This window comes from Tardiphaga sp. P9-11, from assembly GCF_008329525.1.
GTDB lineage: Bacteria > Pseudomonadota > Alphaproteobacteria > Rhizobiales > Xanthobacteraceae > Tardiphaga.
On record NZ_NPKQ01000001.1, the window covers coordinates 216999 to 243986 of the forward strand.

Annotated in this window: 24 protein-coding genes; 12 read left to right on the forward strand and 12 right to left on the reverse strand. The window is 62.2% G+C overall.

Annotated elements, in window-relative coordinates:
• Positions 1–11 precede the first annotated feature (11 nt).
• Positions 12–1445 carry a PepSY-associated transmembrane domain-containing protein gene (locus CIW50_RS00975; protein ID WP_172980181.1) on the forward strand — a complete coding sequence of 478 codons (1434 nt, stop codon included), beginning with the start codon at positions 12–14 and terminating at the stop codon, positions 1443–1445.
• Here the strand turns inward: CIW50_RS00975 and CIW50_RS00980 are convergent.
• Complete coding sequence (locus CIW50_RS00980; protein WP_149529440.1) at positions 1442–2842, reverse strand: TAXI family TRAP transporter solute-binding subunit; 1401 nt, start codon at positions 2840–2842, stop codon at positions 1442–1444. The genes CIW50_RS00975 and CIW50_RS00980 overlap by 4 nt on opposite strands.
• A 200-nt stretch (positions 2843–3042) precedes the next feature.
• Between CIW50_RS00980 and CIW50_RS00985 the strand changes: the two genes are divergently transcribed.
• Both CIW50_RS00985 and CIW50_RS00990 read left to right on the forward strand, forming a co-directional pair.
• A complete protein-coding gene (locus CIW50_RS00985; protein ID WP_283808807.1) occupies positions 3043–3366 on the forward strand; it encodes a 4a-hydroxytetrahydrobiopterin dehydratase in 324 nt (107 codons plus the stop codon).
• 82 nt (positions 3367–3448) lie between these two features.
• Positions 3449–3832 carry a YkvA family protein gene (locus CIW50_RS00990; protein WP_149529442.1) on the forward strand — a complete coding sequence of 128 codons (384 nt, stop codon included), beginning with the start codon at positions 3449–3451 and terminating at the stop codon, positions 3830–3832.
• A gap of 22 nt (positions 3833–3854) precedes the next feature.
• On the opposite strand, the gene CIW50_RS00995 is transcribed toward CIW50_RS00990, so the two are convergent.
• Entirely contained in the window at positions 3855–4829 is a 975-nt protein-coding gene (locus tag CIW50_RS00995; RefSeq protein ID WP_149529443.1) for an NADPH:quinone oxidoreductase family protein, read from the reverse strand.
• A gap of 119 nt (positions 4830–4948) precedes the next feature.
• Between CIW50_RS00995 and CIW50_RS01000 the strand changes: the two genes are divergently transcribed.
• The 6 genes from CIW50_RS01000 to argG all read left to right on the forward strand — a co-directional run bounded on the left by CIW50_RS01000 (position 4949) and on the right by argG (position 10744).
• On the forward strand, positions 4949–5788 hold the full coding sequence (locus tag CIW50_RS01000; protein WP_149529444.1) for an SDR family oxidoreductase: 840 nt from the start codon (positions 4949–4951) through the stop codon (positions 5786–5788).
• 215 nt (positions 5789–6003) lie between these two features.
• Entirely contained in the window at positions 6004–6633 is a 630-nt protein-coding gene (locus CIW50_RS01005; protein WP_502707340.1) for an invasion associated locus B family protein, read from the forward strand.
• Between the two features lie 138 nt (positions 6634–6771).
• A complete protein-coding gene (rlmN, locus tag CIW50_RS01010; protein ID WP_149529445.1) occupies positions 6772–8016 on the forward strand; it encodes a dual-specificity RNA methyltransferase RlmN in 1245 nt (414 codons plus the stop codon).
• A 2-nt stretch (positions 8017–8018) separates the two neighbouring features.
• Positions 8019–8495: a hypothetical protein gene (locus CIW50_RS01015; protein ID WP_149529446.1), complete on the forward strand. Its 477-nt coding sequence runs from the start codon at positions 8019–8021 to the stop codon at positions 8493–8495.
• Between the two features lie 45 nt (positions 8496–8540).
• On the forward strand, positions 8541–9335 hold the full coding sequence (locus CIW50_RS01020; protein WP_149529447.1) for a phosphatase PAP2 family protein: 795 nt from the start codon (positions 8541–8543) through the stop codon (positions 9333–9335).
• A 71-nt stretch (positions 9336–9406) separates the two neighbouring features.
• A complete protein-coding gene (gene argG, locus CIW50_RS01025) occupies positions 9407–10744 on the forward strand; it encodes an argininosuccinate synthase (protein ID WP_149529448.1) in 1338 nt (445 codons plus the stop codon).
• 121 nt (positions 10745–10865) lie between these two features.
• On the opposite strand, the gene CIW50_RS01030 is transcribed toward argG, so the two are convergent.
• Complete coding sequence (locus CIW50_RS01030) at positions 10866–11528, reverse strand: O-methyltransferase (RefSeq protein WP_149529449.1); 663 nt, start codon at positions 11526–11528, stop codon at positions 10866–10868.
• 90 nt (positions 11529–11618) lie between these two features.
• Between CIW50_RS01030 and CIW50_RS01035 the strand changes: the two genes are divergently transcribed.
• Positions 11619–12257 carry a TetR/AcrR family transcriptional regulator gene (locus tag CIW50_RS01035; RefSeq protein ID WP_149530348.1) on the forward strand — a complete coding sequence of 213 codons (639 nt, stop codon included), beginning with the start codon at positions 11619–11621 and terminating at the stop codon, positions 12255–12257.
• 109 nt (positions 12258–12366) lie between these two features.
• A complete protein-coding gene (locus tag CIW50_RS01040; protein WP_149529450.1) occupies positions 12367–14124 on the forward strand; it encodes an alkaline phosphatase in 1758 nt (585 codons plus the stop codon).
• A gap of 68 nt (positions 14125–14192) precedes the next feature.
• Here the strand turns inward: CIW50_RS01040 and CIW50_RS01045 are convergent, their stop codons facing one another.
• Positions 14193–16244: an OmpA family protein gene (locus tag CIW50_RS01045; protein WP_149529451.1), complete on the reverse strand. Its 2052-nt coding sequence runs from the start codon at positions 16242–16244 to the stop codon at positions 14193–14195.
• Positions 16245–16457: 213 nt separating this feature from the next.
• Positions 16458–16691, reverse strand: coding sequence for a hypothetical protein (locus CIW50_RS01050; protein WP_149529452.1), 234 nt, complete (start codon positions 16689–16691; stop codon positions 16458–16460).
• Between the two features lie 164 nt (positions 16692–16855).
• On the opposite strand from CIW50_RS01050, the gene CIW50_RS01055 reads away from it, so the two are divergent.
• Positions 16856–17242, forward strand: coding sequence for an MAPEG family protein (locus tag CIW50_RS01055; RefSeq protein WP_149529453.1), 387 nt, complete (start codon positions 16856–16858; stop codon positions 17240–17242).
• A 13-nt stretch (positions 17243–17255) separates the two neighbouring features.
• On the opposite strand, the gene CIW50_RS01060 is transcribed toward CIW50_RS01055, so the two are convergent.
• The 7 genes from CIW50_RS01060 to sdhA form a co-directional block, all read right to left on the reverse strand.
• The gene (locus CIW50_RS01060; protein ID WP_149529454.1) at positions 17256–19247 is read right to left on the reverse strand and encodes an ABC transporter ATP-binding protein/permease; all 1992 of its coding nucleotides are present in this window, start codon (positions 19245–19247) and stop codon (positions 17256–17258) included.
• 50 nt (positions 19248–19297) lie between these two features.
• A complete protein-coding gene (locus tag CIW50_RS01065) occupies positions 19298–21427 on the reverse strand; it encodes an ATP-binding protein (RefSeq protein ID WP_149529455.1) in 2130 nt (709 codons plus the stop codon).
• 105 nt (positions 21428–21532) lie between these two features.
• Entirely contained in the window at positions 21533–22306 is a 774-nt protein-coding gene (locus tag CIW50_RS01070) for an ABC transporter permease (RefSeq protein ID WP_149529456.1), read from the reverse strand.
• A complete protein-coding gene (locus CIW50_RS01075) occupies positions 22303–23091 on the reverse strand; it encodes an ABC transporter ATP-binding protein (protein ID WP_149529457.1) in 789 nt (262 codons plus the stop codon). The genes CIW50_RS01070 and CIW50_RS01075 overlap by 4 nt, the downstream gene beginning before the upstream one ends.
• Positions 23092–23121: 30 nt before the next feature.
• Positions 23122–24138 carry an ABC transporter substrate-binding protein gene (locus CIW50_RS01080; RefSeq protein WP_246664093.1) on the reverse strand — a complete coding sequence of 339 codons (1017 nt, stop codon included), beginning with the start codon at positions 24136–24138 and terminating at the stop codon, positions 23122–23124.
• Between the two features lie 204 nt (positions 24139–24342).
• A complete protein-coding gene (locus CIW50_RS01085; RefSeq protein WP_068737894.1) occupies positions 24343–25125 on the reverse strand; it encodes a succinate dehydrogenase iron-sulfur subunit in 783 nt (260 codons plus the stop codon).
• A 24-nt stretch (positions 25126–25149) separates the two neighbouring features.
• Complete coding sequence (gene sdhA / locus CIW50_RS01090) at positions 25150–26988, reverse strand: succinate dehydrogenase flavoprotein subunit (RefSeq protein WP_149529458.1); 1839 nt, start codon at positions 26986–26988, stop codon at positions 25150–25152.

Sequence of the window (26988 nt, forward strand, 5' to 3'; positions counted from 1 at the left end):
AACGGGCTTTGATGCGAACGGCAAGGCGATGGCTGTATATCGGCCACCGCTGGGTCGGTATCGTTACATGTCTCTTCTTCGCGATGTGGTTCATCTCGGGCGTGGTGATGATGTATGTCGCGTTTCCCGGCCTCTCCGATAAAGAGCGGCTGGCGGCATTGCCTGACATCGCCTGGGAGAAAGCGGCACTGTCTCCCGACGACGCGATGAAGAAGGCAGGCACGACGCGGTATCCACGCGATCTGCGATTGAACATGGTCGCCGACGAGCCGGTCTATCGATTGACCGGTTGGGATGGCAAACGGCAGGCGATCTCGGCCATCGATGGCCGCACTATCACTGACGTCACCGAACAACAGGCGCTCGCAGTTGCCGGGCATCATCCCGCCAGCAAAGCGCCTCAACTCGAAGAAACCGTCGATCGCGACCAATGGAGTGTCACCGCGCGTTACGATCCGCTGCGCCCGTTGTATCTCGTCACGCTTGGCGACGACGCCGGCACCAAACTCTACGTCTCCTCGCGCTCCGGAGAGATCGCACTCGATACCAACCGCACCGAACGCATCTGGAACTGGCTCGGCTCGATCCCGCACTGGATCTATCCGACCGTGCTACGCAAGGACGGACCACTGTGGCGGCTGGTGGTGCTATGGATCTCCGGCATCTGCCTGATCGTTGGCGTCACCGGAATCTGGATCGGCATTTTGCGCGTGCGCCTTAAGCGGCGTTATGCAAGCGGCAGCATCTCGCCCTATCGCGGCTGGATGAAATGGCATCACGTCACCGGCCTGATCGTCGGCGCTTTCGTGCTGACCTGGATGTTCTCCGGCTGGCTGTCGCTCAACCCCGGCGAATATTTCGCCAATCGCAATACGCCACGCGAGATATTGCAGCGCTATGCCGGCCATGATGCGCCGACCATCACAACGACCCTGGGCGCACTAGCGGATAGGCGTGCGGTCGAAGCACGTTTCGTGTGGCTCGACGGCATGCCGTTCTCGATTTTCGCGCAGCGCGACGGCACGAAGACGGTGATCGATGCAACAAGCGGCGAAATCGCAAGACTGCCGCAAGATCGTCTCTGGAAAGCCGCAACAACGCTGCTGCCGGAATCGCGCCTCGAAACCCGGCTAACTATCGGAGAATACGACGCTTATTGGTACGCGCACCACAATGTCCGCGAACTGCCGGTGCTGCGCGCAAAGTTCGACGACGACGCGCAAACCTGGTTTCACATCAGCCCCGTCACAGGCGACATTCTCGGCCGCATCGATAGCAGCCGGCGCACCTATCGCTGGCTGTTCAACGCGCTGCACAGTCTGGATTTCAAGCTGCTGCTGATGTATCGCCCGGCCTGGGACATCGTGGTGTGGCTGCTGTCGATCCTCGGCACCATCGTCTCGGTGAGCGGCGGCGTGATCGGCTGGCGCTATCTCAAGCGCTAGACTGCAAGCGGCCGCGGTTGCTGACGGATCGGCTCCGGCGGGATCATGCCGATCAGCGCCTTGCGGTCGGCGACGGCGTTGTGGAATTGCTCGAGTGCGATGTTGAAGGCGGTCAGCGTGCCTTCCTCGATCGCGCCGTGCTCGTAGCAATTGAGGGTATCGCGCAGGATCTCGTCGGCCTCGGCCTGCATCCCGTCGAGCTCTTCCAGCGAATGGGTCTTGCGCGCGGTCGCGATCATGTCGAGCAGGCGATCGCGCTGCGAGACGTTCACATTGCGTTCGTCCTTCTTCAGATAGCTCGCGAACCAGGCGCCGATCGAGCCCATCGCCGAGAGCCCCATCAGGCTCCACCAGATGTAATCGCTGTAGCGATCGAGAAACGTCTTCTCTTCGCCATCCACATAGGCGGCTGCGCCGGGATGTACGGGGATCACCGCATCCTTGTCGGTATCCGGCGTTTCGATCTTCGCAGCCAGCGGGAAGTCGTTGATGATCTGCTGGCGGATCGCAAACAACTGCCGCGTAAAGGCGGCGACGGTCACATCGGACAGACCCTGCCGCGCCACGATGTGATGCGAAAAGCTGATGGTCTTGACGTCATCGTCCGGACGCGCCGGCGCGCCGCCGAATGCACCGGCCGGAATTTCGGACGCCTCGTAGATCGGGAAATTCTGCGCGATGGCTTCTGCGGAATCGATCGCGAGGAAAGTCGGCGTGCCATCGCGGCTCGACGCCTGGATTGCATCATTGGTGATCTTGCTGTTCACCGGACCAGCTGCAAGGAACGCATCGACCTTCTGGTCCTTCACGGCCTCGGCCACTTCAGTGGTCGAGAACTGCACGATGGTGACCTTGGCCGGATCGACGCCATATTGGCGCAGGATGATATTGAGCAGGTTGACGTTCGCCTGCGTCTTGCCGATCACGCCAACGCGGCGCCCGGCGAGCTGCGAAAATTTGGTGATCTTCGGGCCGGACTTCTTGCCCTTGACCGCGGGCGGCACCCAGATCACGGCGACGTTCTTGCGCAGCGTGGCAACAGCACGCGCATTCTTCGGCACTTCCAGATCGCCGCGGATGATCGCGAGATCGGCCTTGCCATCCGCAAGCGCCTTGGCGCTGGCTGTGGCGCCTTCGGTGAGGATCGGTCGCAGCCGGACTGTATAGTGATCGCGCGAGAACGATTGCACCAGCGCCTGCACGACCTTGACGTCGTCGCTGTTCGGCGGACCGACGGCGATCCGCAGCGGCACCGGCTTCATGGCGAAGTAGTAAGCGCCGGCCACGGCAGCAACGATCGCCAGAGTCCCGGCCAGCGTGATCAGCGTCATCTTGCGCCGGATCGACCGTGGCGACGGCGGCCCTATCGGCCCGACAACATCGGGACCGTCTGCCATGGATCTGGAAAACAATCGCTTCAAATTCATCTGCGCCAAATGGGTTCGAGCGACAATGTAGCAAAGTTTCGGGTCGACGCGCCGTTCCACCGGCAGCATGGTTACCGGCGGGCTTGGTTACTTTCCTGCATGCGCGGCATTTGCTGCCTTATTGTGGCATGGATCCCAACTGTGTCACCGGGCGTTAGAGTAAAGTTCAAGTGAAGCAGGAGGTTGCCATGGTGGAACGACTCTCGGCCGAGGCCCGCAAGGCGGCACTCAAGGAGCTGACAGGATGGAGCGAGGTCTCCGGGCGCGACGCCATCACCCGAACCTTTACCTTCAAGGATTTCAACGAGGCCTTCGGCTTCATGGCGCGCGTCGCTGTGGTCGCGGAGAAGTCCGACCACCATCCGGAATGGCGCAATGTTTACAAGACGGTGGAGGTGGTGCTGTCCACCCACGATGCCGACGGCGTCACCCAGCGCGACGTCGATCTGGCCAAGGCCATGAATACCATCGCCGGGCAACTCGCCCACTCCTGACCCGTTGCTGAATGTTGCGACGACGGAGCCAGATCACCATTTAAGCCTAAGGCTGCAATCTGCAGTCTTGAGGACCTTGCCGATGGCAACCGACCACAGCGTGGGCTTCGAGCCAGCCGATGAACTGGCCAAAGACCGCGAAAGCGTACGCAAGCAGTTCTGGCGCAAGCTGAAGAAGCTGGCCGTCAAGTTGCCTTTCGCCGAAGACTTGCTGGCTGCTTACTACTGCGCCTTCGACCGGCAGACGCCGCGCCATGTCCAGGCGGCCCTGCTCGGCGCCATCGCCTATTTCGTGCTGCCGTTCGATTTCGTGCCGGACATGCTGCCCGTTCTCGGCTTCACGGATGATGCCGCGGTGCTGGCCACCGCCTTGCGCATGGTGGCGAGCCACATCAACGAAGAGCATCGTGCTGCTGCCAGAGCGGCCATCGCACGTGGATTGGCGAAAGGTGAAACGGACGCGTAATCCGCGTCCGCCTCATTCAGCTTTATGGATGAAGGATCACTTTGCCCATGGCCTGACGGCCCGCGAGTACCTTCAAAGCATCGGCCGTCTTGGCCAGCGGGAAGGTCCGGTCGACGTGGGATGAGATCTTCCCTTCGGCGGCCCACTTCACCAGCTTTTCCAGATTGGCGCGGTTCTTCTCGGGGTTCTGCCGCACCCATGCACCCCAGAACACGCCGCGGATGTCGCAGCCTTTCAGCAGCGCGAGATTGAGCGGCATTTTCGGAATGTCGCCGGCGGCGAAGCCGATTACCAGAAAGCGGCCCTCCCAGGCGATGGCGCGCAGCGATGCTTCCGCGTATTTGCCGCCCACCGGATCGAAGATGATGTCGACACCCTTGCCGTCAGTCAGCTTCTTCAGACCTTCCTTCAGATCTTCGGTTGCGTAGTTCAGGCCGATATCCGCGCCGTGCTTCTTGGCGAATTCCAGCTTCTCGTCCGACGATGCGCAGGCGATGACCTTGAGACCGAGCAGCTTGCCGAGTTCGCAAGCGGCGAGGCCTGTGCCACCAGCGGCACCGAGCACGGCCAGCGTCTCGCCGGGCTTCGGGCTGGCGCGATCTTCCAGCGCATGCAGCGCGGTGCCGTAAGTGATGATCACGCCGGCGGCGCGATCGAAATCGAGATTGTCGGGAATCTTCACGGCCGACGCCGCGGGCACCGCGATCTTTTCACGCGCGCCATTGTGGCCCACGGATGCGACCACGCGGTCACCGACCTTGAGGCCAGTTACTCCGCTGCCAATGCTCTCGATGACGCCGGCGACTTCCGCAGCCGGCGAGAACGGGAACGGCGGCTTGATCTGGTACTTGCCCTGGATCATCAGGATGTCGAAGAAATTCAACGCCGCGGCCTTGATGGCGATAACGACCTGACCGTCGGCGGCGACGGGATCATCGATATCGGCGAGAACGAGATCATCGGGTTCGCAGAATTGCGAGCAGAGAATGGCTTTCATCTGATCATCTGACCTTCGGCTTGAGACAGTTGAAGGGAGTCATGCCGGATTTGACGACGCGCTACAATCTGATTCGATAAAAGGTAATTCCGCCCTGCGGCCAAACAAGGAACCGTCCCATGTTCGAGACAACGTTGCTCGCCAACAAGCGCATCCTGGTCACCGGCGGCGGCTCCGGCCTCGGTGCGTCCATGAGTCGCCGCTTCGCGGAGCTGGGCGCCGAGCTCGCTATCTGCGGCCGCCGGCTTGAATTGCTTGAACAGACTGCGGCACAACTGCGTACCGATTTCGGCGGCAAGGTCAAAACCTTTACCTGCGACATTCGTGACGCCGCGGAGGTCGAGGCAATGATGGAGGCGATCTGGCGGGATGGGCCGCTTGATGTCCTCGTCAACAATGCCGCGGCTACCTTCATCGCGCAGAGCGAGCATCTCTCCGCCCGCGCCGCCGACGCGATCCTCGCGCCTACGCTGCATGGCGCAATGTATTGCACGCTCGAGGCCGGCCGGCGCTGGATCGCGGGACACCACAAGGGCGTGGTGCTGAGCATCCTCTCGACGTCGACCATCACCGGCCGCGCCTTCACGGTGCCATCGGCGATGGCCAAATCCGGACTCCTTGCCATGACGAAGTCGCTTGCGGTGGAGTGGGGACCCAAGGGTATCCGCACCGTCGCCATCGCGCCGGGCCCGTTCCCCACCACCGGCGCGACCGGACAGTTGCGGCCCGAGGCACGCGACAGCGGCCCTGCGGCACAGAACCCGCTGGGCCGTGTCGGAGAACACAGCGAACTCGCCAATCTCGCAAGCTTCCTGATTTCCGATCAGGCCGGCTACATCAATGGCGAGATGGTGGTGCAGGACGGCGGCGCACACCTGCGCGCATCGGGCGCGGAAGACCTGCTGCAGTGGAGTGATGCGCAGTGGGCAGCGCAGCGCGCGGCGCGGACGAAAGGCTGAGTAGGAAACCGAGCAAAAAACTGAGGACGGCTACTGCGCCGTCAGCGCGCAGCAAGGCAAGGACTGCTATCCTTGCGAGAATTGCAGCTGCGCTTTTCAAGAAAGCGATTTGCGTCTATGGCAGACAGCGTGACGTCAGCGATTCCAAATCGTTTTGGCAGAGCCGTCTCGTTGCGAGCCATCTTCCAGTCACAATGATAGAGGATCGAGACTTGATGTCCGTGCGGCGATTCCTGACAGTTGTGTCGATGAGTGTAGCGATGATCGGCATCGTTACGATTGCTCCTGCCGATCTTGCGCAGGCGCAGAGTGCCGCATCGAAGGGTAAGGCCGCCGCACCTCCGAAGGCAGCGCCGGCGAAACCCGCTGCTGCCGCACCGGCCGCCGCCGGCGGCGGCGAGCCCACGCTGGTCGGACAGTTCGGCTCCTGGGGCGCCTACACCGCAACGCCGAACGGCAAGAAGGTCTGCTTCGCGCTGGCGAAGCCCGCGTCGTCGAAGACCAATCCGGCGAACCGCCCGCGCGATCCCGCTTACGCCTTCATCTCGACCCGCCCGGCCGAGAAGGTATCCAACGAAGTCTCGATCATGATCGGCTATCAGTTGAAGCCGGGCTCCGAGTCCACGCTGGAAGTCGGCGGCGCGCGCTATGCGATGTACACGCAGGGCGACGGTCTCTGGATCAAGAACGCCGCCGAGGAAGAGCGCATGGTGGAAGCCCTGCGCAAGGCGGCGGATGTGACCGTCAAGGGCGTCTCCGCCAAGGGTACGGAGACCACCGATACGTTTTCGCTGAAGGGTCTGGCCCAGGCGCTGGACCGGCTGGCACAGGATTGCCGGCGGTAATTGCCGCCAAAACACCGGCTAAATCCTTGCCGCCGTTAATATTGCCGCATTTAGCCGCTTTCCAATGTGCGCCGGAGAGCCTATTTGAGGTCGGCCTGTTTAAGGCCTGTATTTCCGTGACATCATAGATCGAACGCCATGACCCCCGTTTCAGCCGAGGCCGGTTCCGCCATCGACGCTTCCGACGCATTGCCCGCGGGCGACGTGCCATTGGAGAAGATCGCCACCGAGACGTATGTGCCGCTGGCCAAGCCGTCGCTGATCGGCCTGTCGCGCGCGGAAATCGCCGAAAAGCTCGGTTCCATCGGCGTGGCGCCGGCCCAGCGCAAGATGCGGACGCAGCAGATCTGGCATTGGATGTATGTTCGGGGCGTCCAGACCTTTGCCGAAATGTCCAGCATTTCCAAAGGTATGCGCGAAGACCTCGAGAAGCATTTCACAGTGGCGCGGCCTGAGGTCGTGGTCGAGCAGATCTCCAATGACGGCACCCGCAAATGGCTGCTGCGGCTGCCCTCCGGCACCGCCGGCGAGAAGGCCCATGAGGTCGAGTGCGTCTACATCCCCGAAACCGACCGCGGCACGCTCTGCGTCTCGTCGCAGGTCGGCTGCACCCTGAACTGCTCGTTTTGCCACACCGGTACCCAGCGGCTGGTGCGCAACCTGACGGCCGGCGAGATCGTCGGCCAGATCATGGTCGCCCGCGACCGTCTCAATGACTGGGCCAATCGCGAGACCCCGGACGGCAACCGCCGCGTCACCAATATCGTGATGATGGGCATGGGCGAGCCGCTCTACAATTTCGATGCGGTGCGCGACGCGCTGCTGATCGTCTCCGACAATGAAGGCATCGGCATCTCGCGTCGGCGTATCACGCTCTCGACCTCTGGCGTGGTGCCGAACATCAAGCGCACCGGCGAGGAAATCGGCGTCATGCTGGCGATCTCGCTGCATGCGGTGCGCGATGAACTGCGCAACGAGTTGGTGCCGCTGAACAAGAAATATCCGCTCGAAGAACTGATGCAGGCTTGCCGCGATTATCCCGGCGCGTCCAATGCACGGCGCATCACCTTCGAATATGTGATGCTGAAAGGCGTCAACGACTCGCTCGACGATGCCAAGCTGCTGGTCAAGATGCTGAAGGGCATTCACGCCAAGATCAATCTGATCCCGTTCAATCCGTGGCCCGGCACGCGCTACGAATGTTCGGACTGGGACCAGATCGAGAAGTTCTCCGAGTATATCTTCAATGCCGGCTATTCCTCGCCGGTGCGTACGCCGCGCGGCCGCGACATCCTCGCCGCCTGCGGCCAGTTGAAGTCGGAGACCGAAAAGCTGTCGGCGCGTGAGCGTCAAGCCCTGCGCGCGATGGCGATGACGGACTGACGATGGCGCTGATCGGCCGCCTGTTCGTCATCTTTCTCGGCTTCTGCGCTGCCTGTCTTGTCGGCGGCGCGATCGTGGTGTTCTCGATCCTGTTTCCGGAACTCAGCGCGCTCGATACCGGCGTGATCGATCCCAACACCATCAATATCCTGCTCGGCTTCGGTTTCATCTTCATCAGCGGCTTTGCGCTGATTCCGGCGATACTCGTCGTCCTCATTACCGAGGCCTTCTACATTCGCAGCGTTATCATCTATGCGCTCGGCGGCGCGGCGGTCGGGCTCGCCTGCTATCTCGGTCTGATTCCCTATGACCCTGCGACGATGAGTTTCGACGGCATTGTGCGGCGGCACCTCGAAGTGATGACCGGCGCGGGAATCGTCGCCGGACTGATTTACTGGGTGATCGCCGGCCGCAATGCCGGCGCCTGGCGGCAACCGCGGCGCGCTCCACCGCAGCCCGATGTCGCGGCTGGCCCCTAGTGCGCTGCCTTTCCTTCAACTCCTGCCTCGGTTAAACCGCCCGCCATGAACCGGACAGGACTCCTCATCGCGCTTGGGCTGCTTGCCGCCATTGCCATTGTCTTCGGAGTCTGGCCCGAACTCGACCTCAAGCTCGCGGCACTGTTCTACGATCCCGAGACCAGACGCTTCCCCACGACGTCACTGCCCTATGCGCAGTTCGCTCGCAATGCGGCGATGTGGATCGCATGGGCTTTCGTCGCCCCCTCGATCCTTGCGCTGATCGTGAAGCTGATCTGGCCACACCGGCCGCTGCTGGTGAAAGGCCGCACCGTGGCCTTCCTGATCCTCACCATGCTGATGTCGGCCGGGGTCCTGACCAATCTGACCTTCAAGACCTTCTGGAGCCGGCCGCGGCCGGTAATGGTCTCCGAATTCAATGGTCCCTGGCAGTTCAAGGCCTGGTGGGATCCGACCGGCCAATGCGGGCGCAACTGTTCGTTCTTCTCTGGTGAGGGCGCCACCGCGTTCTGGACCTATGCTCCGGCCGCGCTCGCGCCGCCGTCGGTGCGCCCCTACGCCTATGTGGCAGCGACGGTGTTCGGCCTCGCCACATCCGGCTGGCGGATGGCCTTCGGCGGCCATTTCTTTACCGACGTGACCATCGCTGGCCTCGTCTCATTCCTGGTCATCTGGTTGATTCACGGGTGGATTTACCGCTGGCCCTCGACCCGGAAGACGGACGAGGAGATCGATGCCGCGTTGACGCGCTTCGCCTGGCCGGGCTATCGCTGGCGGCAGAAATTGCGCGGTCGCGACATCGGTCCCGTGCCGGACGCGATCCCCGTCAACCGCCGTTAAACAGGTGCCCGTTCGCGGGACGTTTGATAGCGCGCCCGTACGCACCCGAAACTGCCCCGATTGGACGTTCGATGACCACGATCTTGAAGAGCCTGCCCCAAGGAAAAAACGTCGGCATCGCTTTCTCCGGCGGGCTGGACACGTCAGCCGCGCTGCTCTGGATGAAGCAGAAGGGTGCTAAGGTCTTCGCCTATACCGCGAATCTCGGCCAGCCTGACGAGGCCGACTACGACGAGATTCCGCGCAAGGCCATGGAGTTCGGCGCCGAGAAGGCCCGCCTGGTGGATTGCCGTGCGCAACTCGTTCATGAAGGCATCGCCGCCATTCAAGCCGGCGCCTTCCATGTCTCGACCGGCGGCATCGCCTATTTCAACACCACGCCGCTCGGGCGCGCCGTCACCGGCACGATGCTGGTCTCGGCCATGAAGGAAGATGGCGTCAATATCTGGGGCGACGGCTCGACCTATAAGGGCAACGATATCGAGCGATTCTACCGCTACGGACTGCTGACCAATCCGGAACTGAAGATCTACAAACCCTGGCTCGACGATCAATTCATCGACGAACTGGGCGGCCGCGCCGAAATGTCGGCCTTCATGACCGCCCACGGCTTCGCCTACAAGATGTCAGCCGAGAAGGCCTATTCGACCGACAGCAATCTCCTCGGCGCCACCCATGAGGCCAAGGATCTCGAACACCTCGACAGCGGCATCAAGATCGTCAACCCGATCATGGGCGTGCCGTTCTGGCGCGACGACTGCGCTGTCAAGGCTGAGAAGGTCACGGTGCGGTTTGTCGATGGTCAGCCGGTTGCGCTGAACGGTCAGACCTTCGCCGATCCTGTCGCGCTGTTCCTCGAGGCCAACGTCATCGGCGGCCGGCATGGCCTTGGCATGAGCGACCAGATCGAGAACCGGATCATCGAGGCCAAGAGCCGCGGCATCTATGAAGCGCCCGGCATGGCGCTGCTCCATATCGCCTATGAGCGTCTCGTCACCGGCATCCACAACGAAGACACCATCGAGCAATATCGCATGAGCGGCATGAAGCTCGGCCGGCTGCTCTATCAGGGCCGCTGGTTCGACTCGCAGGCCTTGATGCTGCGAGAGACGGCGCAGCGCTGGGTCGCGCGCGCGATCACCGGCGAAGTGACGCTCGAACTGCGCCGCGGCAATGACTACTCGATCCTGAACACCGAGAGCCCCAACCTGACCTACGCGCCGGAACGGCTCAGCATGGAGAAGGTCGAAGATGCGCCGTTTACGCCAGCCGACCGCATCGGCCAGCTCACCATGCGCAATCTCGACATCACCGACACCCGCGCCAAGCTGGATCTCTACGCGAAGACCGGCTTGTTGAGCGCCGGCGAAGGCTCGAACATTCCGAAGCTGGGCAGCGATAAGGATTAAGCCACGCAATCGCGTAACCCGGATGGGCAAAGCGACATCCAGGGATCGCGTTTCACTACGCGCGAGATCCCCACATATCGCTACGCTCATGCGGGCTACGAACTACGTTTTCCTGCCATCGCTACATCTTCATCGACAGCTCGACGTCATCACCGAACGGGACCGATAGGTAACCATTCGCGGGATTGCGGACATAAGCGAGATAGTCGGGGCTGTAATCCGCATTGTCAGCAATGACGAAAGCACCGGGCTTGAGACGGTTTTCGACGATCGCAAGCACGTCCGGATAAAGCGCCTTGGCGCCATCGAGCAGTAGCAGATCAATCGCATCGGGCAGATCGGCACGCAGCGTCTGCAACGCATCGCCTGCACGGAATTCGACGAGATCGATCAGGCCGCCTTCGGCGAGATTCCGTCGCGCGATGACGATCTTCGAGGGCTCGAATTCGCTCGTGATCAGCTTGCCACCGCCGTTGTCGTTCAGCGCGGCCGCCATATGCAGCGTCGAAATCCCAAACGACGTGCCGAATTCGACGATCGTCCTAGCACCGGTCGACCGCGCCAGTATGTAAAGCAGCGCACCGGTCGCGCGCGACACGGCGAGCGGGACGTCCCTGAACCGGCTGTAGAGATCGACATAGTCGGTCTTGCTCTGCATCATCCGCTGCCTATCGTCGTCAGACAAGTCGGCAACAGCCTGGCTGGTGCGGGACCGTGCGGCATCCGCTTCTGCGAACAGACGCTTGAGAAGGGGGGCGACGGGATCCGTCGTGAGTGTGGTCATGATAATTCCTGCGAAAACAGCGCTTGATTGCGCCCTCCTGCAAATACGAATAATCATTCGCATTCGCTAATCGCATTGCGGAGACCGCAGCTGACTCGGCGCCCAAGCCCTTCGATTCATTCGAGAAAACAGCCGCAACAGACACGCTCCGAAGAGCTGGTCAGCGCTATTCTCGAAGCTGCTATTCAGGTTTTGGCGAAAGAGGGATTCCACCGCTTCACCACCGCGCGCGTGGCGGAGAAGGCCGGTGTCAGCGTCGGATCGCTCTACCAATACTTCCCGAACAAGGCGTCGATCCTGTTCCGCTTGCAGAGCGACGAATGGCGAGACACCAACGACATGCTCCGCCGGATTCTGGAGGATGAAAGTGCATCGCCATCTACGCGTCTGCGCAAACTGGTCCATGCCTTCATCAAATCGGAATGCGACGAAGCCGACATTCGCCATGCGCTGGATGACGCAGCACCGCTCTATCGGGATGCTCCGGAATCGCAAAAGGCCAAGGCGGCCGGACGACGCACATTCGCGGCGTTCATCGCGCATGCACTGCCAGCCGCGACCGAGGAAAGGCAATCGCTCGTCGTCGACGTCATCACCTCGACTTTGAGCGGAGTAGGAAAGGACTTTTCCATGCGCCCGCGATCAGCGGCCGAGATTGAGTTTTTTGCGGAAGGCTTGGCGGACATGCTCTGCAGTTACGTCGAAAGCTCCGGGAGACATGAAACCTAGCGCCTCGGACTGTCGTTGCGTGATCGCGACGCATGTCACCCGTTAGTCATCCAACTGTCGTAATGGAGACCGCACCCCTAAGCTGGGCGCTCCAGAGGATATCCGTGTCATGTCGAGAACCTTTATTACGGCCGCTGCGACGCTGCTACTGACGAGCACATCGCTGCCAGCACAGACCATCTATCCGATCGACCGCGCCGAAATCCTCGCCGGCAGCAAATTCGACTTCAAGGTTGAACTGCCCGAGAAGATCGCAGCCGCCGACATCAAGGTGACGATCAACGGCGCCGACCAGACCGCGGCGTTCGGCAAGACCGCTAACTACATTGCGAAGGAAGACGGCAAGGATCAGTCCGCGCTGCTGCTGCGCGACGTGACGCTCGACAAGCCGGGTGCGTACAAGATCGAGGTCAGCGATGGCGTGCGCAGCCGCGTGGTGACGTGGAACGTCTATGATACTGGCCCACGCAAGGCGAAGAACGTGATCCTGTTCATCGGCGACGGCATGTCGCTGGCGCATCGCGTCAGCGCCAGAATTCTGTCGAAGGGCATTGCCGAAGGCAAGAGCCGCGGCAAGCTCGCGATGGATGACATGCCGCATATGGCCATGGTGGCGACGGCGGGCTCCGATTCCATCATCACCGACTCCGCGAATTCGGCCAGCGCCTATGCCACCGGCCACAAGACCGCGACCAATGCGATGGGCGTCTATGCCGATCGCACGGCAAACGTGTTCGACGACCCGCAAGTCGAAACCATTACCAGTCTCGCCAAACGCAAGCTCGATCTGGCGATCGGCATCGTCACCAATACCGAGGTCGAGGACGCGACACCCGCCGCCATGGTGGCACATACCCGTCGCCGCGCCGCCTATGACGAGATCGTCGCGCAGTTCCTTGCCGCCAAACCCGATGTGTTGATGGGCGGCGGTGCGGCGAATTTCCTGCCGCAGGCAGCCGCGGCCTCGAAGCGCAAGGATGACATCGACTATGTCGCCCGCTTCCGGGATGCCGGCTATTCCGTTGCGACCACCGCGCCCGAACTGAACGGCCTCGCCAGGAAGCCCGAGACACGCAAACTGCTCGGCCTGTTCACGCCTGGCAATATGGATGGGGTTCTGGATCGCAAGTTTCTCGGCGGCGGCGGCGTGAAGAAATTTCCGCAGCAGCCGGATTTGACCGAGCAGGTGCATGCCGCGCTCAAGGTGCTGTCGCGCAACGACAACGGCTTCTTCCTGATGGTCGAGTCCGGCCTAATCGACAAATACGCGCATCTGCTCGACATGGACCGCGCCGTCTATGACGTCATCATGCTCGACAATGCGGTCAAGCTGGCGCGCGACTGGGCGGCCAGGCGTGGCGATGACACGCTGATTCTGGTCGTTTCCGACCACAGCCATCCCAACAGCCTCGTCGGCACGGTCAATGACGATATGAGCAAGGAGTCGAACCTGCCGCTCCGCGAACGGATCGGCGTCTATGACAAGGCCGGCTTCCCTAATTATCCCGCGCCGGATGCCGAAGGCTATCCGGCCCGCGTCGATGTCAGCCGACGGCTTGCAATCATGTCGGCGAGCCTGCCCGATCACTACGAGACGCTGCGGCCAAAACTCGACAACCCGAACGATCCGACCGAGAAGGGCGACGAGCCCGGCACGTTCAAGGCCAACGAGAAATACAGGAATGCGCCGGGCAGCATGCTGCGGCTCGGCAACCTGCCGGCCATGATGGGCGCCAGCGTGCATTCGGGCGAGGACGTAATCCTCACCGCCACCGGCCCCGGCAGCGACCGCGTGCGCGGCGCGATGGACAATACGGAAGTGTTCCGCGTGATGGTGGATGCGTTGGGACTGGCGGCGAAACCATAATTCATCGAAAACTCTTCAAAACAAAAATGGCCGGGATTGCTCCCGGCCATTTTCATTTTCTACCTGCCTCAGCGACGCGGCGGTGCCGTGCCTGGAGGCGGCGGGGGCAATGACGCCTGACCGCCGTTCAACAGCGGCGTGATGTTGCGGATCGTGACGCGGCGGTTCTGGCGCTCCGGACCATCGGTCTGGATCTTCAGATACTGCTCGCCATAACCCTGCGACGTCAGGTTTTCCGCCGGCACCTGGAATTGCTGGGTGAGCAATTCAGCCGCCGACTGTGCGCGGCGATCCGACAGCGACAGATTGTCGACGTCAGAGCCAACCGCATCGGTGTGCCCCTCTATGAGGAACACCGCACGCGGGTTACGCGAGATCGCCCGGTTGAGACCATCTGCGATCACCTGCAGCTTCGAGGCCTGGTCCGGCGGGATATCCCACGAGCCTAGCTCGAAATTGATCGAGTCCAGATCGATCGACGGCATGCGCTGGCGTACCATCGGGCTGTAGCGGATTTCATCGAGCGTATAGCGACGCTCGATGCGATCCACCGGAGGCGCGATCAGGGTGTCGTAGACCAGATCGGGCGAGGCCTGATCGTAATCGACGATGTAGCGGTTCTGCGGAATCCGGATCATCGGCGGCGGCAGATCGACATAGAAGCCGAGACCCCCTGGACCGCCGGGGCCACCCGGACCACGGAACGAGTTATCGATGATGATGATCTCGCGTCCCTCGCGATCCCTGCGGATACGTCGCAGCAGCTGACCATCGCGGCCAACCACCGTGATGATCTGCGAACCGTCGGGACGAATCACAATTGTCCGATCATCACCGCCGACCCGATCCGTACGGATGTCACGCGCGCCGTAGCGGAAGCGATCGACCTCGTTGTGGCGGATGAACGACTGACCACTCGGATCCTGCACGATGATGCGTCCAGGCTCGGTGATGATCGTACGACCGCCCTCCTGGCGCTCGCTGCGCTGGCCGCGGAAATCGCCCATGTTGCGCGGGCCCTGGGGGGCAGCGCCCGGTGCGATCGGCGTCAGCGCTGCAGCCGGCGGCGGTGCCTGAGGGATCGGTGCCGTCACCGCAGGTGCGGGCGGCTGCACGACCTTGATGTTGCCGCCACCGGGGGCGACCACGACAGGCGCGGCAGCTCTGGTGGGCGGCGGCGCAGCGGCGGGTGCCGCGGCGTTCGGCGCAACGCCGGGCGCAGCCGCGTTGGGTGGCGTGCCGGGTGCACCGGGAGCGCCTGCGCCCGGACCGCCGGGAGGACCACGACGTCCATCGGGACCACGGCCATCAGGACCACGGCCGTCGGGGCCACCGGGGCGACCTGACGGAGGCGCACCCGCAGCAGGCGGTGTGCCAGGCGCAGCCGGAGCTGGTGCTGCAGCAGGTGGCGTTGCCGCAGGGGGGGGCGTAGCCGCTGGCGGCGTTGCAGGCGCTGGAGCCGGCGTCGGTGCAGTAGCAGGTGCCGGCCGCGCGGCAGGCGGTGTCGCCGGTGCAGCGGCTGGTGGCGCTGCAGGCGCGGGACGTGCGCCGGCCGGCGGCGTTGCACCGGGTTCACGGCGCTCAGGACGTCCTTCGCCGGGCTCGCGACGTTCGGGACGCCCAGCGGGCGGCGTTGGCGCTGACGGAGCTACAGGCGCAGCGGTGGGCGCCGGAGGTGCGGCGCGCGGGGCCGGAGGCACGACGGGAGCCGGCGGCGGCGTTGGGCGCGGCGGCGGAGCGGCAGCCGGAGGAGGAGGCGTGGGGCGAGGCGGTGCAGCCGCAGGAGGCGGGGGCGGCGTCGGGCGCGGAGGTGCAGCCGCGGGCGGCGGCGCAGCAGGCGGTGCCGGAGGCGCGGGACGTGCAGCAGGGGGAGCGGCAGGATGCGGCGGCGGCGGTGCCGCAGGGCGTGCGGCCGGAGGCGCAGCAGCGGGAGGCGCAGCAGCTGGCGGAGCCTTGGGTGGCGCCTTCGGTGGAGCCTTGGGCTCACCTTCAGGTGCAGCAGGTGCGGCCTGCGCGAGCACGATCGGCGCATCGACGCTCGACGCATAGGCAGCAGTCGCTGCAATATGCGCAACGCCGAGCGTCGTCGTGGCCAGCAATACGAGACGAAGTTTTGTCATGATAGACCTTGGGCCCCCGGAGTAAGGATCTTCAACAAACTGATTTTTGTCGGCCGAACAAATCGGCACATTGATCAACTGATATGCATTGGGCCGGAATGTGGCGACAGGCAAATGCAAATTCGTTTTTATTTTCGACACGACAATGGCCCAAACGCGCTTTGTTCATTGCGCGTTCAGGGCATCGATCTGTAGTTCGCACCATCACAGCAGCTACATCACTGCAGGGGGCGGCTGACCCGGATTGATATCGGGGTTCGGCATCGGCACTTCATCAGGCATGTCTCCGGGCAACTCATCCGGTCGCGACGGTTCACCGGGATCACGCACCGGTCGAGGCACCTCCGGCTGTGGATTACCGGGCGGGCTCTCCTGCGGTGGTTCGCTGGGTTGGCCAGGCTTGATCGGCGGATCCTCGACGGGATCGATGCCAGGCGTCTCGCTCATGTGCATCTAGATCACAACCTTTCCATTAGTACCAATGTTTGGACAGACAACGGCGCGATACACGCGATGTTCCGGAAAACGGACGGTTGTAGCCGTGTTTGACAGCGGAACAGGAACCGCTCATCAAGACGCAGTTTGGCCATATTATCGATCCGGGGGATTTGATGCCGTTCGCCTATTGGAGCATTCTGATTGCTGCACTGCTGCCGCTGATCATTATTGGCTATGCCAAAGCGGGATCCCGCGACAACAGCACGCCGCGCGACAGTGCCGAGAGCCTTTCAGGCGCCAAGCGTCGCGCTTATGCCGCACACCAGAACGCCTTCGAGAGCTTCCCGTTCTACGCCGTCTCGGTCATCGCAGCGCTGAACTTCGGCGCGTCGGCGACAACCGTGAGCGTGCTGGCCGCGCTCTATCTCGCGTTTCGGATCGCGCACGCGCTACTGTACATCGCGGATAAATCATCGCTGCGCTCTGCCGCCTATGCCGGCGGGCTTTTCGCGAATATCGCGATCTTCCTGTCACCAGCGCTGAAGATCAACTTTTTCTAGTTCCAAGTACAGATCACGCCGCGCTCCTGGCCGGCTTGCGATGGCGCAGGAAGCGACCGAGCAGGCGACGCTTGCCGCTGCGCGGGATGAGATCGATATCGCTGACCAGCTTGGCGCCGCCCTTGCGGCGTTCCAGCACGATCTTGCGGCTGTGGAAGGCTTCAAGCTCGACCCGATGCGCGACAGATACCACCGTGGCGTTGGGCAGCTCCCTGGTGAGCAGCTCCATCATCTTGTCCTGGCTCTTCGCGTCCAGCGCCGAGGTCGCTTCGTCCAGCACAATGATATCAGGGCGGTGTAAAAACAGGCGCGCAAAAGCGAGCCGCTGCTTCTCGCCGCCGGACAGTGTCTGGTCCCACGGCGCATCCTCCTCGATCTTCTCCTTGAGATGGCCAAGCCCAACCTTGTCGAGCGCCTCGCCGATCTGCTCGACGGTCCAGTCCTCCGACGCCGCGGGATAGGCGGCTGCGCGGCGCAGGGTGCCTGACGGCACGTAGGGCTTCTGCGGCAGCATGAACAACCGCCGGTCCGGATGGAAATTGACACTGCCACCGCCCCATGGCCACAGGCCGGCGATGGCGCGCACCAGCGTGCTTTTGCCGGTGCCGGATTCACCAGCCACAAGCAGACGCTCGCCGGGCCCGATCTTCACTTCGGCATCGCCGACCACCGCGGTGCCGTCATCGAGCGTAACGGACAAATTATGCAGGCTCAGCATGGTCTCGTCAGTGGTCTCGCCGCGCTTGATGCGGCCGATGCCGTCGCCGAGTTCGGCGCGTTCGAGACCGTCCAGCGACATCATCAGCGAGGCGACACGGCGTGCGCAGGCATTCCAGTCGGCGAGGCGCGGATAGTTGTCGACCAGCCAGCCGAATGCGCTTTGCACGATGGTGAAGGCCGACGCCGCCTGCATGACCTGACCGAGCGACATGCTGCCGTCGAGAAATTTCGGCGCACACAGCAGCAGCGGTACGACGGGTGCGATCAGGCTCGAGCCCTGCGAGACCAGTGTGGTGCGCATATGCTGGCCGGCGAGGCGCGCCCATTGCCTGAGAACGTGGCCAAAGGTCTTGTCGATACCGTTGCGCTCTTCCTCTTCGCCGCCCAGCAGCGCGATACTCTCGCCATTCTCGCGCACACGGGTAAGCGCATAGCGATACTCGGCCTCGGCCTGGTTCTTGTCCTCGGAGATCTGCACGAAGCGGCGGCCGATCACCATGATCGAACCGGATGCAATGGCGGCATAGATGATCGCGGCAATGACGAGGAAGCCCGGAATCGTGATTGTGCTGCCACCCATCGAGAGCGTCATTGCGCCGCCGATGGTCCACAGCACGATGATGAAGGTGGTGGCGGAGAGAAATGCGGCGATAACGCCGGAGACGAAGTCGACGGGCGAGTCGGTCGCGATGCGCAGATCCTCGGCGATCCGGTATTCGGGATTCTGGTGATCGCCGCCGACGAGATTGAGTTGATAGTAACGGCCATTGGTGAGCCAGCGCGACACGACCGAATTGGTCAGCCATGCGCGCCAGCGACGCTGGATGCCCATGCGGCCATAGACCTGCGCGACACCAAGGAGCACGCTGCCGATCGCCAGTGGAAAAAACACGCCGGTGAGATGAAACACGCTGGCCGCATCACGTTTCTCGATGGCATCGAAGATCGCGCGATTCCAGACATTGATGCCGTATTGAAACGCAACATTGCCAACGATCAATAGCACGAGCCCGATCGAGAACATCCAGGCGAGTCTGTCGCCCGACTTGCCCCAGAAACCGCGCGCGCTGATCCAGAACCGCGTCAGCAGATAATCCTTGCGCGCCTGCTCGGCCTCTTCCGGCGTGAGGTCAGGATCGGGCTCTACCACTTCGGGCGGCGGCGGCTCGATATGCTCGCCGACCTCGTCAACAACCCCGATGATCGGCCCCTTCACATCAGGCGCGTCGGAAGTGGACTTGGGATCGGGTTCGGGCCTGGAATCGTTGACAGAATGCTTGTTCATAGCGCGATAACGCCAAGAAAATCAGAAGGTTCCTTCGAGTTCCCGACGACTCAGACGGCCTCGCGCTGGGCCTTCCGCCAGGTGCCGACCTTGGTGAGTACCCGCGACAATTGCTCGATCGAATAGGGCTTCTGTAGCAGCTCGAATCCGAAGGTGCCGTTCTGCGCCAAAACATGACTGTAGCCGGAGGTCAGCACCACCGGCAGGTCCGGATAGAGCTTTCGTATCTCCTGCGCCAGTTCGATGCCTGTCATTCCAGGCATCACCACATCGGAGAACACGACGTCATAACGCGCGGCATGACGGGCGAGTTCGGCGAGCGCTTCCTGCGCGTTCGGCCGCAACACCGTGGTGTAGCCAAGCTCGCTCAGTGCATCGGTCGCGAAAGTACCGACATCGCGATTGTCTTCCACGACCAGCACCGACATGCCGTGGCCATCGACGACGGGCGCTTCGCTCGCCGACAGCGCCGGCGCGGTGCGGGCACCAGAGACGCGCGGCAGATAGAGCGTGAAAGTGCTGCCCTTGCCGACTTCGCTGGCGACTACGACCTCGCCACCGGATTGTTTGGCAAAGCCAAATACCTGCGAAAGCCCGAGGCCTGTGCCCTGCCCGACTTCCTTTGTCGTATAGAATGGCTCGAAGATGTGCTCGAACTGATCGGCGGGAATACCGGTGCCGGTGTCGGATACTGAGATCGCCACATAGCCGTCAGACCTCAGGGCGAGCGCAACGGGGATTAGCTCTGCCGCGCGGACAACGATCGTCAGCCGCCCCTCACCCGCCATGGCATCGCGCGCGTTAACCGCGATGTTGATCAACGCGGTTTCGAACTGACCGATATCGGCATCCACGAACAATGCCTCATCGGGCACATGGGTCATAATCTCGATCGGCGCTCCCGTCAGCGTACCGATAATCTCGCTCACCGAATGCACACATTGGCCCACGTCGAACACTTCAGGCCTCAGTGTCTGGCGCCGCGCAAAAGCCAGCAATTGCGCCGTCAGCTTGGCGGCGCGATTCACGGTTTCGGAGATCGCTGCAATGTAGCGGGCACGACGATCCGGCGAGAGATCGGGCCGTTGCAGCAAATCGACTGACGAACGGATCACGGTCAGCAAATTGTTGAAGTCATGTGCGACGCCACCGGTCAACTGGCCGAGCGCTTCCAGCCGCTGGCCATGTTTCAGCGCTTCTTCGGCCTCGCGCCGTTTCATCGCTTCGAAATTGAGCCGGCGGGTGCGACGGATCGCGAATACCAGCAACAGGAACAGCAGTGCCGTCGCAGGAACGCCGAAGATCAGATGATAGCTGATGGTGCGCAGCCAGCGCGCACGGATCGCTGAAGTTTCAAGACCTGCCGCGACATAGACCGGATAGCCCGCGAGCTGCTGATAGCCGATACGGCGCTCAACATTGTCGCCGGGCGAGACAAGCGTGACCAGCCCTCCAGCAGGATGGGTCGACAGCGTGCGGCCCACGGGCCCCTTGGGATCGAACCGCACCTCACGGTCGAGCTGCGGATAACGTGCCAGGATCGAACCATCGGTGAGACCAAGCGCAAAGAAGCTCCCAGCATCGTGGCCGATGCGCGCATAGAAGCGATCGAAGTATTCCGGAAAGACAGAGGCCTGCACCACGCCCGTGAAGCTGCCATCGGCCGAGACCCGCCTGCGGCTCACGCCAAAGAACGGCGCGCCCTGATAGGGCGGGCGCGGCAACAATGATTGACCGATGAACGTGCCGGCATCACCTGCGATATGGGCCCTGTAGTAATCGCGATCAGAAAAATCGAGACTGGGCAGCGCCAGATTCAGACTGTTGACCAGCGCGCGGCCCCTGTTGTCGAACACCCAGACCGATTTCAGTTGCGGCAGCGCATCGGTCAGTTGCTTCAGCCGGGCGCCCATCTGCTCCGACTGGGCACGCAGCTCGTCGTCGGATTTTCCGCGCACGATTTCGTTCATTTCGGACAGGCTGCGGTCGATGGTCTCGAACACTTTCAACGCGTGTTCATGCGCCACATCGAGCGCGCGCTCGATCTCGCGGTCGGCGATCTCGCGCGTGGACACCCACGACGTCGCCGCCGCAAACACAAACAGTGCAAGCGGAAGGGCCAGCGACGCAGCCATCATCCATTGCAGCGTTCTCAGTGAATTCTGGTGTTCGGTCTTCACGGCACCCGCCCGACTCCCTGCAGTCTAGCGCAAGGGCGGTATCTGACCAACCGCTTCCGGGCAGGAAGCCCGGCCCGCACAGGGCCGGGTGGAGGGCGTGTGGCCCTAGCCGGCTGCGCTCATCTGCGAGCGGAAGGCCCATTTGGTGAAATGCTGTTCGATCCCCGCGAATACCGCATACATGAGCACGCCTTCGAAGGCGAGCAGCAGCAAGGCGGCATAGACATTCGCCATGCGGAAACTGGCTCCCTCCAAGGCGATCAGGTAGCCGAGTCCCGCATTGGCGCCGAGCGTCTCCGACACCACGGTGCCGACGAAAGCCAGCGTGATCGCGATCTTCAGGGAGCCGAAGAAATATGGCAGCGCACGCGGAATGCCGACCTTGAGCATGATGTCGAGTTTGCCGGCGCCGAGCGCCCGCAGCACGTCCTCGAGTTCGGGCTCGGTGGTCGCCAGACCGGTGGCGATATTGACCACGATGGGGAAGAACGAGATCAGAAACGCCGTGACGATCGCCGGCACTTCGCCGATGCCGAACCACAGGATCAGCAGCGGCACGATGGCGACCTTGGGGATGGTGTTGAAGCCGATCATCACGGGATAGAGCCCGCGATAGATCGCCCGCGACCAGCCCACGACGAGACCGAGAATGATGCCGAAGCCAACAGCCAGCGCAAATCCGACCATCGTCACCCAGAGCGTGACCCACGAATGATAGAGGAACACCTTCCAGAGTTTGAACATCGCCGCAAAGGCTGCCGATGGCGGCTGCAGCACCGACGTGTTGACCTTGAAAACAATGCAGGCCAGTTCCCAGATCAGGAAAATGGCGATGGTGAAAATCCAGGGCGAGAGCTTTTCGAGGGTTCGCGGGTTCATGACTGGCGCACCTGTGCGATCTTCATGCGCAGCTCCATCACGATGTCGCCGAAATCCTTTTCATAGGTGACCTGCAGATCGCGCGGACGGGCGAACGGGACTGACTTGATCTGGACGATGTGACCCGGGCGCGCGCTCATGACATAGATCTTGTCGGCGAGGAACGCGGCTTCGCGCAGATCGTGCGTCACCAGGATCACGGTGAAGCCGAGCCGCTGCCACAGATCGCGCAACACGCACCACAGCTCTTCGCGCGTGAACGCATCGAGCGCGGCAAAGGGCTCGTCGAGCATCAGCAGCGCCGGCTCGTGGATCAGCGAACGGCACAGCGAGACGCGCTGCTGCATGCCGCCGGACAATTCCCAGGGATAGCGATCACCGAAACCGGCGAGACCGACCGTTGCCAGCAATTGCTCGGCCTTGGCGCGGAACTCGGCTTTCCTGGAACGAAACTGCGAACGATAGGGTTCGACGATCTCCAGCGGCAGCAGGACGTTGTCGATGACCTTGCGCCACGGCAGCATATTGGCGTTCTGGAACGCCATGCCGGCCATCTTGACCGGACCTTTCACTTCCTTGCCGTCGATGGCGATGGTGCCGGCGGTCGGCTTGTGTAGGCCCGTCACAAGCCGCATCAGGGTGGATTTGCCACAGCCGGAGGGGCCGACCACCGCGACGAATTCGCCGCGCTGGACTTTGAGCGTCGCATCCTGAAGCGCGACAATGTCACCCGAGGCGCCACGGTACTTCAGCGTGACGCCGTCGATATCTACGAACGCTTCCATGCGCGACGACCTGGCCTTCTGTCGTTACGCTTAGAACTTGCGCGCGTCGGCCGGAGGCAGATATTCCGACGTGAACAGATCCCCCGCCTTCGGCTTTGGATTCTTGAACTCGTAGGTGACGGCGATCTGATCGATGGCATCACTCATGCGCTTCTCGTCGATACCGCCGACGCCATTGGCTTTCACCCACGGGGTCACGAAATTGTCCTTCAGCGACATCTTGAGGCGAGCGAGTTCGATCTTTTCGTCGGCGGTCTCGTTGCGCTTCATCACCGACTTGATGGCGTTGTCGGGATCCTTGATGGTGTCGATGATGCCCTTGACGGTCGCGCGCACGAAGCCAGCCACAATCTTGGGATTGGCCTTGGCGAATTCGGGGTTCACCATGATGGCATTGCCATAAAGCACGATGCCGTAATCCGACATCAGCATCACCTTGATGTCCTTCTCGGCAATGCCCTTGGACATCAGGTTGAAGTAGGACGAGAACGAGAAGCCGGTGATGGCATCGACCTTGCCGTCGGCGAGCATCGGCTCGCGCACCGGGAAGCCGACATTCTCGATCTTCACCTTGCTGTCGTCGATTTTGTTCTCTTTGACGAAGGCCTTCCACTGCGCGAAGGCGCCATCCGGCGCCGGTGCGCCCAAAATCTTACCCTCGAGGTCCTTCGGCGAATTGATGCCCGACTTCGCAATGCTAACGATGGAGAACGGCGGCTTGTCGTAGACCATCAAGACGCCCTTGACGTCCTTGTCCGGGTTCTGGTCGCGGAAGCGCGCCAGCGAATTGATGTCGAAGAAACCGATCGGATAAGTGCCCGCCGCGACCCGTGCGATGCCGGCCACCGAGCCTGGACCGGAGTCGATGGTCACGTTGAGGCCTTCGGCCTTGTAGTAGCCCTTGTCGAGCGCAACGAAATAGGGCGCGGACGGACCTTCGAATTTCCAGTCGAGCGCGAATTTGACATCGGTGTCGGCGCTCGCAGACATCGCAGACGCCAATAACGCTGCAGCCGCCACGACGCTCAAACCCATCTGACGAAACATGAAAACTCCCCCTGATCAATTATCAGGCAAAGGCTAGCACAGCCCGTGCCAACCTTGGCGAGTCCGATTTCAACGAGAAATAGCGCGGGAGTGGCGAGGGATCGGAATTCGGCGAGGCAATCTGATTAAATCATGGGCAAAAAAGAACACCGGCCTGCTTGAGCAGACCGGTGTCCTGATTGGCAGATCCAGACCAGAGGAACGTCAGACCTGACGTTCGACCATCTTCATCTTCAGCTCGGCGATGGCTTCGGAGGGGTTGAGACCCTTCGGGCACGCCTTGGCGCAGTTCATGATGGTGTGGCAGCGATAGAGCCGGAACGGATCTTCGAGATTGTCGAGACGCTCGCCGGTGGCTTCGTCGCGGGAATCCTTGACCCAGCGGGTCGCCTGAAGAAGCGCAGCCGGACCGAGGAAGCGGTCGCTATTCCACCAGTAGCTCGGGCAGGACGTCGAACAGCAGGCGCACAGGATGCATTCGTACAGACCGTCGAGCTTTTCGCGGTCAGAGTGGCTCTGCTTCCATTCCTTCTGCGGGGTCGGCGTGGTGGTCTTCAGCCACGGCTCGATCGACGCATACTGGGCGTAGAAGTTGGTCAGATCCGGCACCAGGTCCTTCACGACCGGCTGATGCGGCAGCGGATTGACCTTGATGGCGCCGTCGTCGACTTCGTCCATCGCGCGAGTGCAGGCCAGCGTGTTCTGGCCATCGATGTTCATGGCACAGGAGCCGCAGACACCTTCACGGCAAGAGCGGCGGAAGGTCAGCGTCGGATCGATGTTGTTCTTGATCCAGATCAGACCATCGAGAACCATCGGACCGCAGTCGTTGGTGTCGATGTGATAGGTGTCGACCGACGGGTTTTTGCCGTCATCCGGATTCCAGCGATAGACGCGGAATTCGCGCGTCTGCGTGGCACCGGCCGGCTTCGGCCATTCCTTGCCGCCGGTGATCTTTGAATTCTTCGGAAGTGCGAACTCAGCCATTCTCTCAAGCCTTCGCTGTCATCATTAGTACACGCGCGCTTTGGGCACGATGTACTGAACGTCGTTGGTCATCGTGTAATCATGAACCGGGCGATAATCGATGGTGGTCTTGCCACCGCCGTCGATCCACGCCAGCGTGTGCTTCATCCAGTTCTTGTCGTCGCGATCCGAGAAGTCCTCGCGCGCGTGGGCGCCGCGGCTCTCGGTGCGGTTCGCAGCCGAGTCCATGGTGACGATCGCCTGCGTGATCAGATTGTCGAATTCCAGGGTCTCGATCAGATCCGAATTCCACACCAGCGAGCGATCGGACACGGCGATATCGCCGATGCCGCCATACACCTTGTGGATCAGCTCCTTGCCTTCGTTCAGCACCTCACCGGTGCGGAACACGGCGCAGTTGGTCTGCATCACGTGCTGCATATTTTCGCGGATCTTCGCGGTGGTCGTGCCACCCTTCGCGTAACGATAATGATCGAGGCGGCTCAGTGCCTTCTCGGCCGAATTCGCCGGCAAATCAGGCTGTTTGCCATTCGGCGTCAGCTTCTCGGCGCAGCGCAGCGCGGCCGCACGACCGAACACCACGAGATCGATCAGCGAGTTGGAACCGAGACGATTGGCGCCGTGCACCGAGACGCAGGCTGCTTCGCCAACGGCCATCAGGCCCTGTACCACCGCATTGTCGTCGCCGTCCTTCTTGGTGACGACTTCGCCATGATAGTTGGTCGGGATGCCGCCCATGTTGTAGTGCACCGTCGGAACGATCGGGATCGGCTCCTTGGTGACATCGACGCCGGCGAAAATGCGCGCCGAGTCGGAGATGCCCGGCAGACGTTCGGCCAGTACCTTCGGGTCGAGATGGTCGAGATGAAGGAAGATATGATCCTTCTTCTTGCCGACACCGCGGCCTTCGCGGATTTCGATGGTCATGGCGCGCGAAACGACGTCGCGCGAGGCGAGATCCTTGGCCGACGGTGCGTAGCGCTCCATGAAGCGCTCGCCTTCGGCGTTAACGAGGTAACCGCCTTCGCCACGCGCGCCTTCAGTGACGAGGCAGCCCGAACCGTAGATGCCGGTCGGATGGAACTGAACGAATTCCATGTCCTGCAGAGGAAGGCCCGCGCGCAACGCCATGCCGCCACCATCACCGGTGCAGGTATGCGCAGAGGTGCAGGAGGCGTAAGCGCGGCCATAGCCGCCGGTGGCGAGAATGACGGTCTGTGCCTTGAAGCGATGCAACGTGCCATCATCGAGCTTGAGCGCGATGACGCCGCGGCAGACGTTCTGATCGTCCATGATCAGATCGATGGCGAAGTATTCGATGAAGAACTCGGCCGAGTGGCGCAGCGCCTGGCCGTACATCGTGTGCAGCATGGCGTGACCGGTGCGGTCGGCAGCCGCGCAGGTGCGCTGCGCCTGGCCCTTGCCGTAGTCCATGGTCATACCGCCGAACGGGCGCTGATAGATCTTGCCGTCTTCGGTGCGCGAGAATGGCACGCCCCAGTGTTCGAGCTCATAAACGGCGTCGGGCGCGTTGCGCACCATGTATTCGATCGAGTCCTGATCGCCGAGCCAGTCCGATCCCTTGACGGTGTCGTACATGTGCCAGCGCCAGTTATCCTCGTGCATGTTGCCGAGTGAGGCGGAGATGCCGCCCTGAGCTGCAACCGTATGCGAACGGGTCGGGAACACCTTGGTGATGCAGGCGGTGCGCAAACCCGCCTCGCCGCAGCCGACCGTCGCACGCAGTCCGGCACCGCCGGCGCCAACGACAACGACGTCATAGGTGTGATCTTCGATGGGATAGGCGTGGCTGTTGGTGGCAGGGCCGCCAACGCCGTTCGCGCCAGTGCCGTTCACGGCCAT

Coding starts and splice junctions, on each gene's coding strand:
- CIW50_RS00975 (WP_172980181.1), top strand. CDS start 12: ATGCGAACGGCAAGGCGATGGCTGTATATCGGCCACCGCTGGGTCGGT.
- CIW50_RS00980 (WP_149529440.1), bottom strand. CDS start 2,842: ATGGCAGACGGTCCCGATGTTGTCGGGCCGATAGGGCCGCCGTCGCCA.
- CIW50_RS00990 (WP_149529442.1), top strand. CDS start 3,449: ATGGCAACCGACCACAGCGTGGGCTTCGAGCCAGCCGATGAACTGGCC.
- CIW50_RS00995 (WP_149529443.1), bottom strand. CDS start 4,829: ATGAAAGCCATTCTCTGCTCGCAATTCTGCGAACCCGATGATCTCGTT.
- CIW50_RS01000 (WP_149529444.1), top strand. CDS start 4,949: ATGTTCGAGACAACGTTGCTCGCCAACAAGCGCATCCTGGTCACCGGC.
- CIW50_RS01005 (WP_502707340.1), top strand. CDS start 6,004: ATGTCCGTGCGGCGATTCCTGACAGTTGTGTCGATGAGTGTAGCGATG.
- rlmN (WP_149529445.1), top strand. CDS start 6,772: ATGACCCCCGTTTCAGCCGAGGCCGGTTCCGCCATCGACGCTTCCGAC.
- CIW50_RS01015 (WP_149529446.1), top strand. CDS start 8,019: ATGGCGCTGATCGGCCGCCTGTTCGTCATCTTTCTCGGCTTCTGCGCT.
- CIW50_RS01020 (WP_149529447.1), top strand. CDS start 8,541: ATGAACCGGACAGGACTCCTCATCGCGCTTGGGCTGCTTGCCGCCATT.
- argG (WP_149529448.1), top strand. CDS start 9,407: ATGACCACGATCTTGAAGAGCCTGCCCCAAGGAAAAAACGTCGGCATC.
- CIW50_RS01030 (WP_149529449.1), bottom strand. CDS start 11,528: ATGACCACACTCACGACGGATCCCGTCGCCCCCCTTCTCAAGCGTCTG.
- CIW50_RS01040 (WP_149529450.1), top strand. CDS start 12,367: ATGTCGAGAACCTTTATTACGGCCGCTGCGACGCTGCTACTGACGAGC.
- CIW50_RS01045 (WP_149529451.1), bottom strand. CDS start 16,244: ATGACAAAACTTCGTCTCGTATTGCTGGCCACGACGACGCTCGGCGTT.
- CIW50_RS01050 (WP_149529452.1), bottom strand. CDS start 16,691: ATGAGCGAGACGCCTGGCATCGATCCCGTCGAGGATCCGCCGATCAAG.
- CIW50_RS01055 (WP_149529453.1), top strand. CDS start 16,856: ATGCCGTTCGCCTATTGGAGCATTCTGATTGCTGCACTGCTGCCGCTG.
- CIW50_RS01060 (WP_149529454.1), bottom strand. CDS start 19,247: ATGAACAAGCATTCTGTCAACGATTCCAGGCCCGAACCCGATCCCAAG.
- CIW50_RS01070 (WP_149529456.1), bottom strand. CDS start 22,306: ATGAACCCGCGAACCCTCGAAAAGCTCTCGCCCTGGATTTTCACCATC.
- CIW50_RS01075 (WP_149529457.1), bottom strand. CDS start 23,091: ATGGAAGCGTTCGTAGATATCGACGGCGTCACGCTGAAGTACCGTGGC.
- CIW50_RS01080 (WP_246664093.1), bottom strand. CDS start 24,138: ATGTTTCGTCAGATGGGTTTGAGCGTCGTGGCGGCTGCAGCGTTATTG.
- CIW50_RS01085 (WP_068737894.1), bottom strand. CDS start 25,125: ATGGCTGAGTTCGCACTTCCGAAGAATTCAAAGATCACCGGCGGCAAG.
- sdhA (WP_149529458.1), bottom strand. CDS start 26,988: ATGGCCGTGAACGGCACTGGCGCGAACGGCGTTGGCGGCCCTGCCACC.